The 19,630-nt window shown below is 36.2% G+C and carries 11 protein-coding genes; all 11 read right to left on the reverse strand.

All coding sequences use genetic code 11. The annotated features are described in order from the left end of the window. Positions 1–83: 83 nt before the first annotated feature. Positions 84–1,574 (reverse strand): glycoside hydrolase, encoded by a 1,491-nt coding sequence (locus FLAPXU55_RS04050; RefSeq protein WP_235991988.1) that lies wholly within the window; start codon positions 1,572–1,574, stop codon positions 84–86. 172 nt (positions 1,575–1,746) lie between these two features. After that, positions 1,747–3,384: a glycoside hydrolase gene (locus FLAPXU55_RS04055; RefSeq protein WP_180856690.1), complete on the reverse strand. Its 1,638-nt coding sequence runs from the start codon at positions 3,382–3,384 to the stop codon at positions 1,747–1,749. A 1-nt stretch (position 3,385) separates the two neighbouring features. Then, positions 3,386–4,987, reverse strand: coding sequence for a RagB/SusD family nutrient uptake outer membrane protein (locus FLAPXU55_RS04060; RefSeq protein ID WP_180856691.1), 1,602 nt, complete (start codon positions 4,985–4,987; stop codon positions 3,386–3,388). Between the two features lie 12 nt (positions 4,988–4,999). Next, positions 5,000–8,032 (reverse strand): SusC/RagA family TonB-linked outer membrane protein, encoded by a 3,033-nt coding sequence (locus FLAPXU55_RS04065; RefSeq protein ID WP_180856692.1) that lies wholly within the window; start codon positions 8,030–8,032, stop codon positions 5,000–5,002. 45 nt (positions 8,033–8,077) lie between these two features. After that, complete coding sequence (locus tag FLAPXU55_RS04070) at positions 8,078–9,475, reverse strand: hypothetical protein (RefSeq protein WP_180856693.1); 1,398 nt, start codon at positions 9,473–9,475, stop codon at positions 8,078–8,080. Positions 9,476–10,169: 694 nt separating this feature from the next. Further along, on the reverse strand, positions 10,170–14,186 hold the full coding sequence (locus tag FLAPXU55_RS04075) for a two-component regulator propeller domain-containing protein (protein ID WP_180856694.1): 4,017 nt from the start codon (positions 14,184–14,186) through the stop codon (positions 10,170–10,172). A gap of 330 nt (positions 14,187–14,516) precedes the next feature. Then, entirely contained in the window at positions 14,517–15,314 is a 798-nt protein-coding gene (locus tag FLAPXU55_RS04080; RefSeq protein ID WP_317169639.1) for a carbohydrate kinase family protein, read from the reverse strand. Between the two features lie 554 nt (positions 15,315–15,868). Next, positions 15,869–16,330, reverse strand: a complete 462-nt coding sequence (locus FLAPXU55_RS04085; RefSeq protein WP_180856695.1) for a hypothetical protein — start codon at positions 16,328–16,330, stop codon at positions 15,869–15,871. Between the two features lie 148 nt (positions 16,331–16,478). Beyond that, positions 16,479–17,066, reverse strand: coding sequence for a LutC/YkgG family protein (locus tag FLAPXU55_RS04090; protein WP_180856696.1), 588 nt, complete (start codon positions 17,064–17,066; stop codon positions 16,479–16,481). Next, positions 17,056–18,459 carry a lactate utilization protein B gene (locus tag FLAPXU55_RS04095; protein ID WP_180856697.1) on the reverse strand — a complete coding sequence of 468 codons (1,404 nt, stop codon included), beginning with the start codon at positions 18,457–18,459 and terminating at the stop codon, positions 17,056–17,058. The genes FLAPXU55_RS04090 and FLAPXU55_RS04095 overlap by 11 nt, the downstream gene beginning before the upstream one ends. Positions 18,460–18,638: 179 nt before the next feature. Continuing rightward, positions 18,639–19,394 (reverse strand): (Fe-S)-binding protein, encoded by a 756-nt coding sequence (locus FLAPXU55_RS04100; RefSeq protein ID WP_180856698.1) that lies wholly within the window; start codon positions 19,392–19,394, stop codon positions 18,639–18,641. Positions 19,395–19,630 lie beyond the last annotated feature (236 nt).

Here is a 19,630-nt window from a genome sequence, read left to right on the forward strand (position 1 = left end):
CTCCCACAAATGTCACTACAGACCTTGCGGGGATTTCTAAATCATTAATTTTCTGAGTTGCTGCTCTTTTTAGGTTTGAATTTTCAGCCGTTATGTATGGTGTGAATTCGTTGTTTTTTTAGGGTTCCTTTTGATAAATTGAACTTGTATTTTTGGGGAGATTTTCCACAGTTCACTGCAACTACAATTAGCTTTTTATTGGCTATATCTTTATAAGCGGTTAACATTACATCATTTGCGGCATCTAATTCGTTTTGGTTTGGAACGTCAATTCTCTGCATTCCCGGACGAACGAAAAGCGAATAATTTCCTAAAGCCCAAAGCAGTTTTGAATCGTGAAATTCTCCATCGCTTCTAACATAATTAGGTTCGGTTCCTCCGTTGCTTTTTCCATCGTCCAGGTAAATTAGGCCGTCTTTATAATCAACTCTGGTAATTGATGTCCACCATTGCCATGAAGCGGCGTTGGCAACTGCAATATCGTTGTGAATTAAACGTGCAACGAATAAAGCGGTCTGCATTCCTAAATCTCTGCCTCCGCCTGAACCGCCTGGAATTTCGGCTTCTCCCGGATTTTCTAAAATACAGTATTCAGACTGCCAGTATTTTAATCCCGGATTTTGTTTGATATTGGCAGCGATTAGTTTTCGACTTAAAACTTGTTTTTCAACAGGCCACGTTGTAAAATAACTGTGTCCTAAAATGACATTTTTTACATTTGAGAATTTGGAAATATTCGTTTTGTTTTTTCCAAAGAAATAATCAATTTGATTGTCTCTGTTTTCGGCATTTACATTTTCATATAAATAATTGATTTGGGCGGCTTCGGCAATTACAATTTCGGTACTCATTTTATTGGCTTTGAGTTTTTCAGAAAGTGATTTGGTCAAAGCATAAATTTCGTTGTTTGTAGCCGGAGTTCCTTCCTGACTGTTTTTGTCTCCGTTATTTGGCATCCATTCCCATTGCGGTTCGTTTATTGGACTTATATAATCGAATTTGATTCCTTCTTTTTTCTCTAATCCCTGAATACTTTGAACTAAGAAATCGGCAAATTTTGGAATTGCTCCATCTTTTAGATTCAGTTTATTCTTTTGGGATGCAAAAGATAATCCGTTGTTTGTCATCGAAACCGGCGGACTATTTGTAAAAATCAGGAATTTATCGACACCTCGTTTTTTTGCTGCTTGCAGAAACCATCTTTGTCCTTCTTGTTTGGAGAAATCGTAAGTTCCGTCGGCATTTAGGAAACATTCGCTTCTTCTCCATTCGTCAGAAACCTTACTGTTTTCGCCTTGTTCTGTACTTCCGGCACCAAGGTTAAACCTCCAGATGGAAAGCCCTATTCCTTTTGGATTTCCGTCTGCATCAATTTCTTTGCTGAAAAGTAAATCGGCGATGGCATTCTTTTTTTGATCCGGCCAATTTTTACCCACAAACTGAGTTCTCCAGGCATCAGAACCTCCAAAACCGTCCATGGTTTGTACAACATTATCTGTGCTGATGATAGCAGTTCGCTGTGCAAATGACAGCGAACTTGTTATCAATAAAAGCGAGATATATATTTTTCTCATTTTTTTTATTTTTCTTATTGTCGCATTTTTTACCGCTTAGTTTGTCATTCCGAGGAACGAGGAATCGCACGCGTAACCACACAGTGATAACCAATCTTTGTAGATTCTCTAGTGCGATTTCTCCTTACGTCGAAATGACAAAAATTTCGAATAACAGGGATGCGTAAATATCTTACTTATAACTTCCAACGTAGGTAACTACCGCCCTCGCAGGAATCTCAAAACTCGCCGCATCAACAGCAGTTCCTTTTTTCAGGCTTAAAGTTTCAGAAGTTGTATAAGGCGTTAATTTGTTATCAGTTAAAGCTCCTCCGGCAAGATTTAATTTATAGGCTTTCGCCGATTTGCTGATGTTAACGGCAACAACAACGAGCTTTTTATTTGCTGCGTCTTTATATGCGGTTACCATTACATCATTCACGGAAGTGGCATTATCTACACTCGGAATTTGGACTCTAACCATTCCCGGTTTTACGAAGAATGAAAAATTTCCTAATGCCCAAAGTGTTTTTGAATCTCTGATATAACCATCGTTTTTGCAATAATCTGAGTTTCCGGCTCCGTTGCTTGCGCCATCGTCTACGTGAATTAAACCGTCTTTGTAATCGCCTCGGCTAATAGCTGTCCACCATTGCCATGACGTAACGCCTCCAACTGCAATATCTGTATTGATGATTCTTGCTGTCCAAAGTGCTAAAGACATTCCTAAATCTCTTCCTGCTCCTGCTCCGCCCGGTAATTCTGAAGTTCCCGGACTTTCCAGAACGCAATATTCAGACGACCAAAGACTGATGTTTCCTGCTCCCTGAATTCTTGACGCTGCTAATTGTCTTGACGAAACCATTTCGTTTAAAGGCCATGCCTGCCAGTAACTGTGTGCCGAAATAGTTTTCTTTACATTGCTTAATCCGCTGATTTTTTTAGCTGAATTGGCTCCAAAGAAATAATCAACTTGGTTGGATCTGCTTTCTTTACCCGAAACTGTTTTATACAACGGTTCATAAGCTCCAGCTTCGCCCACTACGATTTGTGCTTCAACTCCTTTTGATTGTAATTTTGGAGATAAAACATTTACGAAGTTGTAAATGTTAGCGTTTGTCGCCGGAGAACCTTCCTGATTTGTTCCGTCCCATTCGTATTGCGGTTCGTTGAACGGACTTACATAATCGATTGTTAAACCTTGCTCTGTTTTTAGTTTATCTAAAGCGTTTGCCCAGAAATCAGCCAAATCCGGCATTTTTCCATCTTTTAAATTGTAAAATTCTTTGATGGTGGCGTGTGCTTTTCCGTTTTGAGTTAAATAAACCGGAGCACTATTGGCGAAAGCCAATAATTTTTCGACACCGCGTTCTCTGGCTGCTTTCATAAACCAAACCTGTCCGGCTTGTTTGTTCATGTTATAATTTACTCCATCTGTTGTAAAACATTCTGTACGTCTCCATTCGTCGTTAATATCGCTGGCATCGCCTTGTTCTGAACTTCCTGCTCCCAGATTGAAACGCCATAATGATAATCCAATTCCTTTTGGGTTTCCGTCGGCATCAAAATCTTTGCTAAATAATAAATCGGCAATTTTGTTTCTTTTGTCTGAAGGCCAGTTTTTCCCAATAAAGTTACACTGCCACGCATCAGAAGCTCCAAAGCTTTCCATTGTCTGCAAAGGCATATCCAGATTTACCTTTAATTCTGCCGTACCAGATTCTGAATTTGAATCTCCGTTGTTTTCAGAATCGCAGCTTACTAATAAAGTGCTGGCGAAAAGCAAGCCTGCACACAGCAGACTTACTTTATTGTTATTTAAAAACTTCATTTTAGTAACCTGGATTTTGAGTGATTAATCCGCCGCTTAAGTCAATTTCTAACTGTGGTATTGGCCACAATAAATTTTTAGCCGGATTAAAATTGATTCCTTTGTCTTGTGATTCTCTGGTGTTTGTAGTTTCATACGGATCTGTAGAATTCAGGTTGTACTGAACAAAAGTTCCGTTTGGTCCCATTAAAGATTCAATTACCGGTTTCCCTGTTGTTGGGTCTTTTTCACGACGAATATCAAATAAACGTAATCCTTCAAAAGCTAATTCTAAACGACGCTCTTTGTAGATTTGTCTTAAAAGAGTTGGGCCAGAAATTCCAGTTTTTGGCGTTAATTGTACACGTGCTCTAATGATATTAATATCTGCCAATGCATCGCCGCCTGTATGGTAATTGGCTTCTGCTCTTGTCAAATACATTTCTGCCAGACGAATCAACGGAATGTTTAATGGTAAGTGTCCGTCTTTTTTATCTAATGCACGACGTGTCGCTATTGGAATATAATATTTACGGCAGATACGTCCTGATTTATTATCGTTTAAACTGAATTTATGGGTCGGGTTTAAAGTCTCATCTCCATAAGCAGGTTCTCCCCATTTTGTAATGGTGCTTTTGCGACGGATTTCATCATTTTCAGATAAATAAGCGTTTTCTAAATCGCTGGTTGGCATACACCATCCCCAGCCATCCAAAACATCCTGAGCATCATTGCTTGGGAAATTTTTCTTGTCTTCACCCCTTGCTCCGGCTAAAGTTGGTAAAGCGGCTCCTAAACTTTTGTCTTGTACAGATGATGACTGCGCTTCCAAAATTGATTCAATTCCGTTATGATTGTTTACATTCCAGATGTTTAAGAAATCAGCTTCTAATTGAAAAGGTCCTTCTGTAATTACTTTGTTGGAATATAATTTGGCATCGGCCCATTTTTCCTGAAATAAAGTTACACGAGCCAATAATGCGTAAGCAGCCCATTTGTTTATTCTTCCGTCTCTTTTTACTGGAGCGCTTTCTAATCTTGATGCAGCTTCTTTAAGATCGGCTTCAATTTGAGCGTAAACATCTGCTGCAGAACTGCGCTGTAAATTTAAATCGCCTGTTCCTAAAGATTTTGTGTATAACGGAACTCCGCCAAAAAGGTTTACCAATTCGTAGTAACAATAAGCACGAACGAATAATGATTCTCCCATATATTGATTTCTCTGTGCATCAGAAATTGGCGAATTTGCCATTTTCTCTAAACCAATATTTGCTGACTGAATGGTGTAAAAATGAGCGGTATAAATACTGTTCATATCTCCCATATTATCCGGCGTAATCAGGTATTGCGAACAAGGTCTGTGCGCGCCGCTGTCCTGTCCTGTGTTACCCATCCAGGCATCATCTGTAGACATTTCGTTGGTAACTCTCGGGGCCGTTAATGTCCACCAGTCTTTTGCTAATAACAAACGCTGTGTTAATTCATTAGCATAGTTTTCGCATTCCTGCGCAGTTTGAAAATAGTTTTCTAAAGTCTGCGTTCCTCTTTCTTCTTTTTCGATAAAATCGTCACAAGAAACTGTAAATGCAGCTAAAGCTATTATGGATACTAGTATTTTTTTCATGATCGTTTTTTATTAAAATGCAACATTAAGACCCATCAGGATTGTTGGCTGTACAGGATAATTCCATCCGCCAAAACCTGATCCTTTTACTCTATCTCCTGTATTAGGATCTCCGCCGGCTACTTCAGGATCAACTCCAGAGTAGTTTGTCCATGTCCATAAATTTTGTCCGGATAACGAAATTCTCAATTTATCTAAACCAAATTTGTTGTAGAAAGAATATCCTAACTGAAGGTTTTTCATGCGTACGAAAGAACCATCTTCAACATACAGAGACGAGAATTTTGTGTAGTTCTCATTATTGTCGTCTTTTGATAAACGCGGAATGTAATTTGAAGTTCCTTCACCGTGCCAGGCCATTTGATCTAATCCGTTTACTTTGTTTGTTAAACTTGCTCCGTTGTATAAATCTGAGATGTTTTGGTTTATGATATCATTTCCAATACTTGAATAAAAGTTAGCTACTAAATCAAAGTTTTTGTATCCAAAATTCAAATTCAAACCTACATTGTAATCTGCCCACGGAGAACCAATTTTAGTTCTGTCTTTATCATCCAGTTTTCCATCGCCGTTTACATCTTTAAAACGAATATCTCCTAATTGTGCATACGGCTGTAATTTTGTTCCGTGTTCGTCTGTATGAGAATTTAATTCGGTTTGGTTTTGGAATAAACCATCCGCAACATATCCGTAAAAATATCCCGGTTCTTCGCCTTTTACAGTTAAAGTTCTGTTACTTGCTCCGTATAATTTTTCTCCTTCAGATGACAGAGAAAGCATTTCGACATTTACGGTTGTAAAAGTTAAGTCTACACCATAAGAGAAATCACCTTTTTTATCTTTATAAGAAATTAATAAATCGATACCGCTTGACTGCATTGAACCTACGTTTGTCCACATGGTAGAAAATCCCGGGAATCCGCTGTAAGTTGGAAATTGTTTCAGGAACAACATATCGTGTGTTTTCTTTTGGTAGTATTCTAATGACCCTGAAAGTTTGTTTTTCCATAATCCGAAATCAATTCCAAAACTCACATCTTCAACCGTTTCCCATTTAATATCTTTATTGGCCATTGATGAAGGGTAAGAAGTATCCACAACCTGCCCGTCGATTATATAAAATCCCTGACCAATGTTTGACTGATAAACAGCACTTGGTAAATTTTGATTTCCTACTTTACCCCATCCTGCTCTAAATCTTAAATCGCTTAAAACATCTTTTGTAGGTTCCATAAATCCTTCGTTTAAAATTCTCCATGAAACCGAAGCCGAAGGAAAATTTGCCCATTTGTTATTGGCCATGAATTTTGAAGATCCATCTCGTCTAAATGTTCCTGTGAAATAATATTTACCATCGTAGTTATAAGAAAAACGTGAGAGATAAGACATTATAGAACTTGACCAGCTGTTTCCGCCGCTGTTACGGTTTTTAGTTGCGGCATTTAACTCTCTCATCGAATCTGAGTTATTTGGAACGCCTTCTCCGTAACCCCAAACATCGTTTCCGTTGTATTCTTCCATTGTATTACCAATCATTAAAGAAGCGTTGTGTTTTCCTGCAAATGTTTTGTTGTAGGTTACCGTATTCTGCCATGTCCAGTCTACATTGTTTGTTGCTCTTCTTTCGATGGTATTGATTTCCGCTTTTTCGTGTGCGGCATCGATTACGAAATCTGGAGTAAATTTGCTCCAAATTTTATCTCCAACCTCAACAGAAGCCTGTGTACGAATTACTAAACCTTTTATAGGTTCGTATTGTAAATATCCGTTTGTATTTAAATTGTACTGATCTGTGTAATCATCGTAACGGTTTACGGCTGCAACCGGATTCCATATATATGATGGCGAACGTGCATAAATACTGTATTCATTTTCTAATCCTGTTAACTGATCTGCTGGTTTGTAAATTGGCGTAATTGGATCAATTTTATCAAAATCTGCCCAGTTACCCGGAGCGCCCCAAGTTTCGTAACGAGGGTTTAAAGTGATTCCGGCTGAGAATTTATCTGAGAATTTAAAATCGTTTGCAATTCTCATCGTTACTCTTTCCCATCCGCCTATTCCGTACATAGACTCTGAGTTATAGTAATTCAGACTTATAGCATAAGTATGTTTGTCTGAACCACCGCTTACTCCAAAAGAAGCATTCGTTACAGGAGTTCCGGTTTTAATTCCGGCTCTCCACCAGTCTGTTGTTTTGCCTTTGTATTGAGAAGGATTTGGCAGATAATCTGAATAGCCTGAATTGTTGTAAGCTTTATTCATGATCGTTGCATAACCTTCGGCGTCAGCCATATTATAGGGATTATTCATGATCTGCATACCTGAACTCAAATCAAAATTGAATCTTGTTTTTCCAACTTTTCCTTTTTTAGTTGTTATCAAAATAACTCCGTTTGATGCACGAGAACCGTAAATAGCACTTGCAGAAGCATCTTTTAAAACTTCCATAGATTCAATTTCGTTATTACTTAAGAAATTGATGCTCGTTCCCATTGGGATTCCGTCCACCACATAAAGCGGATCTGTACTTAAGTTTACGGTAGAAATTCCACGAATTAAAACTCTTGGCTGCGCGCCCGGACCACCTTGTCCTGTAACCTGAACTCCGGAAACTTTTCCCTGTAATGATTCGGTTACGTTACCAACTGTCATGGTTTGTAATTCTTTTCCTTTTATAGAAGAAATTGAACTCGTTACATCGCTCTTTTTTACAGCGGCATAACCTACAACCACAATTTCATCTAAGGCTTGGCTTGATTCCTGAAGTACGATATTGATCTCGGTTTTATCACCAACTGATACAACTTGAGAAGTAAATCCAACAAATGAAAATTCTATTTGTGAATTTTTGTTCGGTACGTTGATTACATAATTACCGTCAAAATCAGTCGCTGCAGATGTTGAAGTTCCTTTTACAATTACGTTTACTCCCGGAATTGGTACTTTTGCTTTATCCTTAACAGTTCCTTTTATTTTTATTTGTCCAAATGATACAGCAGTACACAAAAGGGCAATAAAAAACCATATATATTTAAATTTCATATTTAGATGTTTTATTTATTAATGTTATAAAAGCCTGATAACAAATTATTTCTTTGTTATAAAAACTCTCTCTAACTCTGTATCAAGAACTACTTTGTAAACTCCGGCCGCTGCTGGGTATTTAGCATTTCCGTTTTCTCCCGGCGACATGGTACAAATACCATTTTTAATTAATCTCCATGAAGGGCTCCACCATTGTCCTGTAAAAGTTGCTTCCATTTGTCCTGTCAAAGTATATTCTCCCACTAATTGATAAGGGTTGTTTGGATTATTTGCTAAATGCAGTCCTGTTTGAACCCAAGCCGTCCATGTATCCCAATCTGCACCCTGAATTCCGCCGCCGCAAACACTCACGAATGGTCTTCTTAAAGCTTCATCATCATGCCATAATCCGTTGGCGATATCTGCCCAGACTTTGCTTGAAGGTGTATATTTTGTAGCTGTATATTTTAAAGTATTTGGATTTACTTTGATACTGTAATATCCTTTTGTTGGAAGAATAATCGCTGTTGAAGCAACATCGTCAACTAATTCTCCAGAAGTATTTAAACCAAAACAATGCGGTGCAAAATCGGATTCCTGACCTAAGAAATAAATTTCTTTGTTGTCTTTATCTGCGTAGTATTTGAATTCGAAATCCTGTCCGCTTTTTTCGTGGAAATACATCGGAACTCCAACTGCGTCTGTCGTTAGGTTTGTTCCTTTTGGCTGATCGCATAAATAAAGCGCCGGATATTCATTTGTTGCTACAATATTTACGCTTAAAGTTCCCGTATTCGGAATCGCAAATTTGTCTTTTGCAGTAATAGTCAATACATAATCTGCAGCCGTTACAGGCAATGTATACGTTTTATTGAAAGTATACGATTGAGGCGAACCTGTTAACTGAACGGTTTCATCAATACCAAGCGCTTCACATTTTACCTGAACATAATCAATTCCAGAATCGTCGTTTACTACAAAATTTACCGGCATTTGGTTACTTGTCGATAACAAGATAACGGCACCTTCTTTTGGCGTAACCATTGTTATGGACGGAGCTGCAAATTCTCCGTCTAAACGCAGGTTTGCTTCTTCATTTACAACATTTCCCGAAACGTCTGTAATAATTAATTTTATTTTGAATGCCTCAGAAGTTCCTCTGTTTGCCGGAACTTCAAAAAAGTAACTCAAATCGTATGATTTTAAAAGAGGATCTGTTGCAAATGAGATTACTTTATCAAGCGATAATTCCGGAATTTGAATCTCTACGCTTTTTAATCCTAAATCGTCAGCCAGAGCGGCTTTGATTTCAAATTTTCTGCTTGGTGCACCATAAATTTCTTTTGTTGATACCACTACCGTAGGATTATCAGAACTTGGAAATCCTGATTCGTTATTTTGACATCCGGTAAAAAAGATGGCAAAAAGGGTAAGAAAAAATAAAAATACATTTTTTTTCATTTCTTAATTTTTAAAGTTAGGTTTAGTTAGTTTGTCGTTTTCTAAAAACGTAAGTTGGTTTAAACTTGTAGGTCATTTTTTAAGTTTGGTTATCTGTTCCTGAGGCTAAACAGACTGCAATTGATTATCTGGTTATTTTCATATTGGTGAGTTTGGTTAATTGTTAGTATATTTTTTTCTTTTTGATCTTTCCTCTTTGTTCTATTTTCTTTCTTCTTTATTAAATCTAATTGTTTGTTATTTTACCCGCAGTATTTAAGAGCTGCGGGTATGATAAGTTATACTGTAAAACCAACTCTTACTTAATGTTTAAAAAAGGCTCTATTCTTTAAACTACTAAAAAACTTATCGAAACAAACACTTATGATTATAACATAGTAATGTGACTAACTTCATTACTATTACTGCAAAGAAATGTTTAATTCAAACTTTCCAGCAGGGGTAAAATGGAAAAAAAAGGAGGTCAAATTTGCAATTAACCATTATTTTAAGTTAAATTTTAAGGACTACGAAAAAATACCAGTATATTTTTACATAATACGCAATTATTAAATTTCATGTTTTTTTTAAAGAATTCCGTTTGTCATTGCGAGGAACGAAGCAATCACACAAGGTTGTCGACAAAGATTGGAGAGATGCTTTGCGGAGTTACGTGTGCGATTTCTCCCTTCGGTCGAAATGACAAAAAACCTTATTATTTGATAATATTGAGATCTGAGTTGAAAGAACTCTTGTATTTTTTAATGTATTCTGATGGAGTCATTCCAAAGAGTTTTACAAACTGCTGTCTGAAATATTTTGGATCTTCAAACCCAACTTCGGCACTTGCCTGCGTAATATTCATGTCTTCGGTGAGCATTAACATGGCCGCTCTTCGAATACGAACAGAACGTATAAAGGCATTTAAAGTCTGCCCCGAAATGATTTTGATTTTGGTATAAAGCGTTCTGTGGCTCATTCCCATTTCGAGCGCGAAGTTTTTGATGGTAAAATCTCTTTTATGAATATTAGCTTCGACAATATCAATACATTTTTTTAGCATTTCCTGATATTCCACCGGAACTTTTTGGGTATTTTCCTTAAGTGTAATGCTGTCTAAGAAATAAGTTCGCAGGTTGCTTCTGTTTCGCAGTAAAGATTCTACACGTGCTTTTAGGATATCATCATCAAATGGTTTTGTGATATAATCATCGGCACCATCATTGATTCCCTGCAAATGAGTTTCAGGATTTTTTGATGCCGTAAGCAGAATTACCGGAATATGAGACAAATCGTTACTTTCTTTTATTTTTCGGCACAATTCTAAACCGTCCATTTCTTCCATTGTAATATCACTGATTACAAGATCCGGCATGTGTTTTTTGGTCAGTTTTAAACCTTCTTCTCCATTTTCGGCACTGTAAACGACATAGTTTTCTGAGAATAATTTTATCAGATACGCTCTGATTTCGGCATTATCATCAATAATTAAAACGGTGCGTTTTTCAGTAAGCATGATTTTTTGGAAATCACTTTCTGAAACTATAGTATTTGAAGCCGAATTGTTTTCTTCGGAATCGTCAATTATTAATTCATCAAATAACTGACTTCTTTGCGGAGCTTCATTTGTAATTTCGACATTTTCAAAATGGCTGTTTTCTTTCAGAAAAGTTAATTTAAATGTACTTCCTTTACCAATTTCACTTTCGCAGCTTACTTTACCTTTATGTTTGTCTACAAAGTATTTGACAATAAAAAGTCCGATTCCGAAACCGGTTCCTATTGAAACTTTTGAATTGATTTGTTTGAATTTTTCGAAAATTACTTCGATATCTTTTTTCTCAATTCCGTCTCCGTTATCCGAGATTTCAAGAAAAACCTCCTCATCACTTTCTGTTACTATAAGATTTATTTCGCCGCCAATTGGTGTGTACTTAAAAGCATTTGACATTAAGTTGAATAACGAAATCTCAATTTTTTCATAATCGCCAATAATCACAATTTCATGATCGGGAATTGTAAAATTATAATCGATGTTTTTATCTTTTGCCTGATTTACAAAACACTGATATACTTCATTACAAAGGTTGTTGACATTTATCGGCGATAAACGCAAGGAATCGGCATCGTTTTCTGCTTTTCTAAAAAGTAAAAGCTGATCTACCAAACTTAAAAGTCTTCTTGCATTTCGGTGTGCAATTGCCAAATCACTTCCGGAAGAGCCATTTTGAACATCTTCTTTCTGAACTGCTTTTTTCAACGGGTTTATAATCAGCGAAAGCGGTGTTCTAAATTCATGCGAAATATAAGTAAACATCGAAGATTGCTTTTCGGCGATTTCCTTTTCTTTCTTGCTTTCCAGTTCGGCAATTTTGACTTTATATTTTAGCTTTTCTTTGTTTTTATGATAATCCAGATAAACGAAAAGAAGTCCTGCAATACTCAAAATATATAATAAATAAGCCCACCAGGTTCTGTACCAAGGCGGCAGAACTTGTATAGAAACAAGACTGACTTCTTTATTCCAGCCTCCTTTAAAATTGGTTGTTTTTACTTTAAAAGTATATTTTCCTTCGGGAAGCCTGGAGTAATTTGCTTTTCGGGCCTGACCCACATAATTCCATTGTTCATCCCAGTTTTCTAAAAAATAAGCATAATTTATTTTGTCGGCATTATTATAATCCAAGGCAACAAATTCTAATGACAATGTAGTTTGATCGTAAGCCAGTTCGACTTCTTTTATTTTTTCAGAATCGGTTGTGATTTCTGCTTTGCTCTCTTCAATTGGCTGATTGTTTACATAAAAATCAGTCAGCAAAACATTATTCTTTTGATTGAATCCTTTTATGGCTTCGGGAAAAAAGATATTAAAACCGTTTATACCGCCAAAAAGAAATTCTCCTGTTGATAACTGAAGTCCAGCATTAAAACTAAACTGATTGCTTTGAAGCCCGTCGTTTACAGAGAAATTACGAAAGGTTTTTCTCTTTTTATCAAATCGGCAAATGCCATTATACGTACTCATCCAGAGATTCCCTTCTTTATCTTCAAATAACCTTAAAATGGTGTTGGATGGAAGTCCGTCATCAGATGTAAATCTTTTAAATTTATTTGTTTTTCTATCAAACAAAAGCAAACCGCCTTCCTGCGTTCCTAACCAAAGATTTTTGTCTTTATCTTCATGAATGCATCGAACAGGATTTCCTATTGTGGTTTTGGTAATCTTTTTGGTGTTTTTTTCTATGGAAAATAAAGACGTATAATTTCCTCCCCAAAGCTTTCCGTCGCTTGTTTCTATAATAGATTGCAGATTGGTAACATTTTTATCAAAAAGAACAAAATTGTTTTGGGCTCGGTCAAAAAGGTACAAAGCACCTTCATTAGTGGCGCTTGCCCAAATATTTGCTTTTGAATCTTTGTAGACAAACCAAATGTTTTTCTCCACTTGTTTGGTGTACGGATTGTAACAAGAAAATTTCGTTACGGTATTGTTTTGTTTATTGATTCGGTTTACGCCACCAGCCCAGGTCGAAAGCCAGATATCATTATTGTTATCACGGACTATTCCGGTAATAAAACTGCTTGAAAGTGTCTTGTTGTAGTTTATGTAGGTATTATTTTTTCGGTCCCAATATTTTAAACCTGCGCCGTCTGTCCCAACCCATAAATTCTTTTTTTCATCTTCGCAAAAAGACAAAATAAAGTTTTCGGCAGGATCTTTTCCATTGTATCTGATGCTTTTAAAATATTTTGGAGTGTCGCTCAGCATACTGATTCCACCACGAAGGGAACCAAACCATTTGTTACCGGATTTATCTTCGTATAAACTCCAAACCGAATTGCTTTTTGCCAGTTGATTGTTTTTAACCGAATTATAAGGCACGGCTTTTTTATTGTTTCCAATAACCTGAAAAATGCCACAGCCGTCTGTTGTAACCCATATTTCTCCTTTTTTATCTGAAAGAATATCGGTTACACTGCATTTGCCTGAAAAATAATTATCAGAAAGTGCTCCGGTTTTGGTATTAAACAGAAAAAGCCCTTCGTCGGTTCCGAACCAAAGATTTCCATCTAAAGATAATTTCATTGCTTTTACGCCAATTGAAAGTGGAAAAACGACTTGTAATTTCTTTGAATTATAAGTGTAATTGCAAAGTCCGACATTTCGAATATAAACCCAGCTTCCGGATTTATTTTTATTTTCCTGAATGGCTATTGCATCGTAATTATTGACGTTGATTTGGTTTCCTAAAACGGTAAGCGGAATTGGTTTCCCAATAAATGAGCCGTTTTCGAAAGCAACTAATCCTAAGTTTTGAGAGGCAATTAAAAAAAGTTTATCAGAAACAGAACGCATCTGATGTACAATATCTTTTAGCGTTTTTGTCTTTTTATTTGAAGAAGTATATTCAACAGAATGAAATGTAGCCGAAGTTTTGTTGTAAATACAGACTCCGTTGTTTCCTCCTACCCAAATGTTGTTTTTAGAATCACCTTCGATATTGTAAATCGCATTGAACAATAATGATTTTGGATCGTTGATTCGGTTTCTGAAAACTTTGAAATTGTAGCCGTCGTATCGGTTTAAGCCATCGTAAGTTCCAAACCACATAAAACCTTCGCTGTCCTGAAATATCGTGGTTACAGAATTATTTGATAATCCGTCAGATATATCCAAAAACTTAACGGGATAATCTTGCGAATATCCTGAAAATGAAAAGGCTATTAGCATAAGATATAGAACAAAATGCTTCAAAGTGTAATTTTTAAAATACTTGTAAAAAGTACAATTATAAGCTAATTTGACAGTATTTTACAAAAATTACAATATAAAAATTATATTTTGCCCTTTGTTTATAGGATTTTTATAGCGGTTGATTGTTTTTAATAAAGTTATACCTATGTTTTTCTTGGTGCGGCTATAGCTTTTCCTCATTTTTTGTCATTTCGACGAAAGGAGAAATCGCACTAGAAACTCTACAAAGATTGGCGATTCACTTTGAGGAAATACTAGTGCGATTTCTCGTTCCTCGAAATGACAAACTTTACGAGTAAATGAAGATTAGTTTCCTTTTCCTCTCATTAAATCTTCAATCTCTGACAAAGAAATTTTAGGATTTGCACCCGGCGAACTCGCAACCAAAGCACCCATTGCGCAAGCCAAATCTAAAGCTTCCTGTGGCGTTTTATCCGTAAGTAAAGAGGTTACTAAAGTGGCTAAGAAAGAATCTCCAGCACCAACAGTATCAGCAACCACAATTGGATAACCATTATTTTCATAAAAAGTGCCTTCCCATAATAGTAAAGCTCCGTGTTTACCTCTTGTAACGCATATTCCTTTTACATCTGCCAAAGATGAAATGAAATTGATATTCTCTTTTAAATTGGTATGCGGAAAGTTTAAAGCGGATGCTATTTCTAAAATTTCCTCATCATTGAACTTTACGAAATTGGCTGATTTCATTAATCGTTCCAGAATTTCGTAGGTATAATGAGGCTTTCTTAAATTGACATCGAAAACTTTATAGGCATTTGTTTGTAAAAGTTCTTGCAACGATTCTCTGGAAACCTCATCTCTGCAAACCAAACTTCCGTAAATTAAAACATCAGCTTCATTAGTGAGTTTTCTGGCTTCGTCATTTAAAACAATTTTATCCCAAGCCGATGGATATTTGATTTCATATGTTGCAGATCCGGTTTTATCTAACGTTACGTTTACTAATCCTGTTGGGAAATCTTCTGAGGTAATTATGGAAGCGGTTTCGAGCCCTAATTCTTTTACGGTTTCTATGATCGCTTTTCCGTCTTCGTCATTTCCAACGCAGCTAATCATTGCCACGTCACAGCCTAATGATTTCATTCTTAAAGCTACATTCAACGGTGCGCCGCCTATCTTTTTTCGTTGGTAAAAACATCCCACAGCACTTCTCCGTAAGCAATCGCTTTAAGCTTTTTTTCGTTACTCATTCCTAATTTGTTTTTGTTAATCCTGAAATATAAAGTTATACTTTTAATTAAAACTGACCTAGGAATTAGTTATTGTATAATATCTATGTAATGATTCAAATACTTCTAACGGAGTATCCGCTATGTGTTGAAATTTTATTTTTCTACCGACGATATACTCCTAGCGGAGTATTTTTACTGTCATTTTTTTCCGATATTGAACCCCTAACGGGGTATGCTTAACTCGTAATGCTATTGTTTTCTAGCGATATGAAACCCCTAACGGGTATGCTTAACGGGTAATGTTATTATTTTTTCTACCCATATAAAACTCCTAACAGAGTTAATCTGTAACGTTATTTATTTCAATGAAATATCTCGGAGAGATTAAATATCGGTAGCATTCCACGATCACGCCTTCAAAATTTGTCCCGTAGGGACTACACATTCAATACAATAAAAACGTACTTATTCTTTGATATTGAGTATTCCAAAAATTTCTTGTTTAAGTGACGCTTCACGAGCAGCTATGGAATCATTACCGAAAGCATACATATCACTTTTCGTAAAGCCGGCTTTCAAGATTTCTGTAGTATCTGTTACTTCCTGATCAAAATCAGCTTCTATAGATCCTTTAAATTTTTCAGAATAACGAATCTTGTAGAATCTGCCAACACTCTCAGAAGAACCTATTGAAGAACCGCCTTCACCTTTATATCTTATTCCGTCAACATTGTAAATCAAATAATCAATTTTAGCTCCTTTATATTTGCGGTGTGAAATACATTTTCCAACTGTGACTTTTCCATTTAACTTAATATCTTTTCTTATAAGATATCCTTCAAAGAGTAGAAATGAAAAAAATAAAAAGCCTAAAATGAGAAGAACTACTGAAATTTTCCCAATTATTTTAAGTCCTATTTCCTTCATAATTATTCTTTTTACCTAATATGATATTAAACAAATATAACCTAAAACCCCACCAAGCTTTTATAAAAATCTTAAATATATAAAAACAAAAAACTGTGCAAAGTCAAAAGACACTTACACAGTTTATTTTATGATGAAGCTGTAAATATTAATCTAACAAAAAGACAATCAACCCACGCGCACCATGCGCACCTAAAACCAGGGACTGCTCAATATCAGCAGTTTTTGAAGGTCCGGCAATAAAAGTCCCGAAACCATATTCCTGATTTGCTATTCGTTCATACGCTTGCTGCATCGTGCGGACAATATCTTTTTTATGAACAATTATCGCTAAATACTGCGCAATAAAAGGTGCTATTCGCTGTCCTAAAATATCATCAGTTACCCAAAGTGCACTGTTTTCTGCAACTCCAAAATGAGCTTTCACAACCGTTAATTCAACATCCTGAAGCGAATGCGGATCAACATTGTTCCAATCCAGAGAAGCAATTTCTGAAAGCTCCGGAAGTGTTGTAATTAATCTCTTTTGAAGATTGTAATTTGATTTTATATAATTGATGATTTCACTGTAATTAGAAACCTCAACAGGATCTCCGCCAATACCTTTTAAAACTGTTTTATAGGTTTCCAGTATATCAAAATCTTCTGAACCTAAAACACTTAAATCCGGCAGATCTGTCACTAAATCGGGTTGGTTTAGTTTTATTCTATTTAAAATTTCGGCTTTACTGCTCATTGTCTTTTGCTTTAGATTCTCTCGAATTTTTCTTGTACCATTCTCTAAAAGATTCCTCGGGAACATCTGGCATCTCTCGCTGGTCGTACCATTTATTCAATTTATTATTGACCATTCCCGGAACATTTTTCATTACAAATCTTCCTGATTTTCCTGCAATGTTAAAAATCGTTGGATTGGCTAAAACTGTTGCCATTGTTTTCATGGCAATAGTTTTTGCTTTTGGTGTATAACCGTCTTTTACCAAAACCTGACGCCATTTGTACAATTGATCGTGAATATCAATTTTTACAGGGCAAACGTTGGTACAGGAACCACAAAGTGTACTGGCAAAAGGCAGGTCGGCATTTTTGCTCATGTCTAAATTGGGTGCCAAAATAGAACCTATTGGCCCGGCAACCGCATTATGATAACTATGTCCGCCGCTTCGTCTGTAAACTGGACAAGTATTCATACACGCACCACAACGAATACATTTTAGGGAATTTCTAAAATCTTCTCTTCCTAATTGCTTGCTTCTGCCGTTGTCGACAATTACGATATGAAGTTCTTTTCCGTCTCTTGGTTTCTTGAAATGGCTTGAAAAAGTTGTTATGGGCTGTCCTGTTGCGCTTCTTGCCAATAATCTAAGGAAAACGCCTAAATGTTTACGCTGCGGGATCAGTTTTTCAAATCCCATACACGCGATGTGAACATCGGCTAGATGAGCGCCCATATCGGCGTTTCCTTCGTTGGTGCAGACTACAAATTCTCCGGTTTCTGCAATGGCAAAATTAACTCCGGTCAAAGCTACCTTTCTAGTTAAAAATGTATTTCTTAAACTATGACGCGCCGACTCGGTTAAGTATTGCGGATCAAAATTTCCTTTTTCTGTTCCTAAATGTTCATGGAAAGTTTCACTTACGTCTTCTTTTTTAAGATGAATGGCTGGTAAAACAATATGACTTGGCGGTTCTTTACGAAGCTGTACAATATATTCGCCTAAATCTGAGTCGATAACTTCAATGCCTTTTTCGGCTAAATAATCATTTAAATGACATTCTTCTGTAAGCATTGATTTTGATTTCACCATTTGCTTTACGTCATGTTTTGCCATGATTGAATGCACTATCTCGTTGTGTTCTTTTGCATCGGCTGCCCAGTGTACAATGATTCCGTTTCTTTGGGCATTGGCTTCAAATTCAACTAAATAATCGTGAATATTAGAAAGCACATTGGCTTTTATTTGCGATGCCGTTTCACGTAATAATTCCCAATCCTTAATTTGATGTGCCGATTTATCACGCTTTGCACGAACAAACCAAAGTGTTTCGTCATGCCAATTGACACGCTCTACATCTTTGTTGAACTTTGTTGCGGCTTCGCTGTGCTGTATTATTTTTTCTGAAGACATCTTTTGTCAGTTAAATGTTTTTACCATTAAGGTATTAAGTTAATTAAGCCAAACTTTATGAACTTAAATGCTTAAGGATAAAAGAAAATTAAGCTTCAATTTTAAATAGTTTCTCTGTTTTAGCATTAAGTCAAACTTTATGAACTTAATATCTTAATGGTAGAAAAAGAAATTTATGTTTATCTTAAATTTACTTCGTTTTCGAGTGAATTTAATATTTCAGCAATATGAATGGTTTTTATTCGGCTTTTTTGTCTTTTCAAAATTCCGTCTAAATGCATTAAACACGACATATCACCACCTGTAATATAATCTACATCATGGCTTTCGTGGTCTTTAATTCGGTCTTGTCCCATTTTTACAGAAATGGCTTCTTCGGTCACACAAAATGTTCCTCCAAAACCACAGCATTCATCTTTTCTCGTTAAAGCAACTAAATCTAATCCTTTTATATTATGCAGTAATTGTTCAGGTTTTGAGAAAAATGGTGCGTTTAATTCCGACATTTGAGAAAGATGTAATCCACGTTGTCCGTGGCAGCTTACGTGCATTCCGACTTTAAAAGGAAAACTTCCGTCAATATGGTCAATTTTTAAAATATCAGTTATAAATTCTGTTAATTCAAAAACGGTGTTTCTAATTTTTGTCGCTGCTGCTTCATTTTTTTCGTCATGCAAATGATCTTTTACATGCAGCACACAACTTCCCGAAGGACATACTATATAATCGAATCCCGCAAAATTGGCTATAAAATTAGCGTCACAGCCTTTTGTTAAATGTGCATAACCGCTGTTTGCCATTGGCTGTCCGCAGCAGGTTTGTCCCATCGGAAAATGAACTTCACAGCCTAATTTCTGTAAAAGTTCGTATGTCGCAATACCTACTTTTGGATAAAACTGATCGACATAACACGGTATAAATAGTCCGATTTTCATTTTTTATTATTTTATTTTTAGCCCGCAGATTTGGCAGATTAAACAGATACACGCAGATTTTCTAAAATTAAATCTGAATGAATCTACTAGTTTGTTTGTCATTTCGACGAAGGAGAAATCTTCGTAAGTAACTCCGCAACTAAAGTCCAATCGAGCTTCTCGCGAAGATTTCTCCTTCGTCGAAATGACAATACTATCTCAATTTAACGCACATTTTTAATTCTTAATCTATTTAT

It is taken from the genome of Flavobacterium panici, from assembly GCF_903819335.1.
Taxonomy (GTDB): Bacteria; Bacteroidota; Bacteroidia; order Flavobacteriales; family Flavobacteriaceae; genus Flavobacterium; species Flavobacterium panici.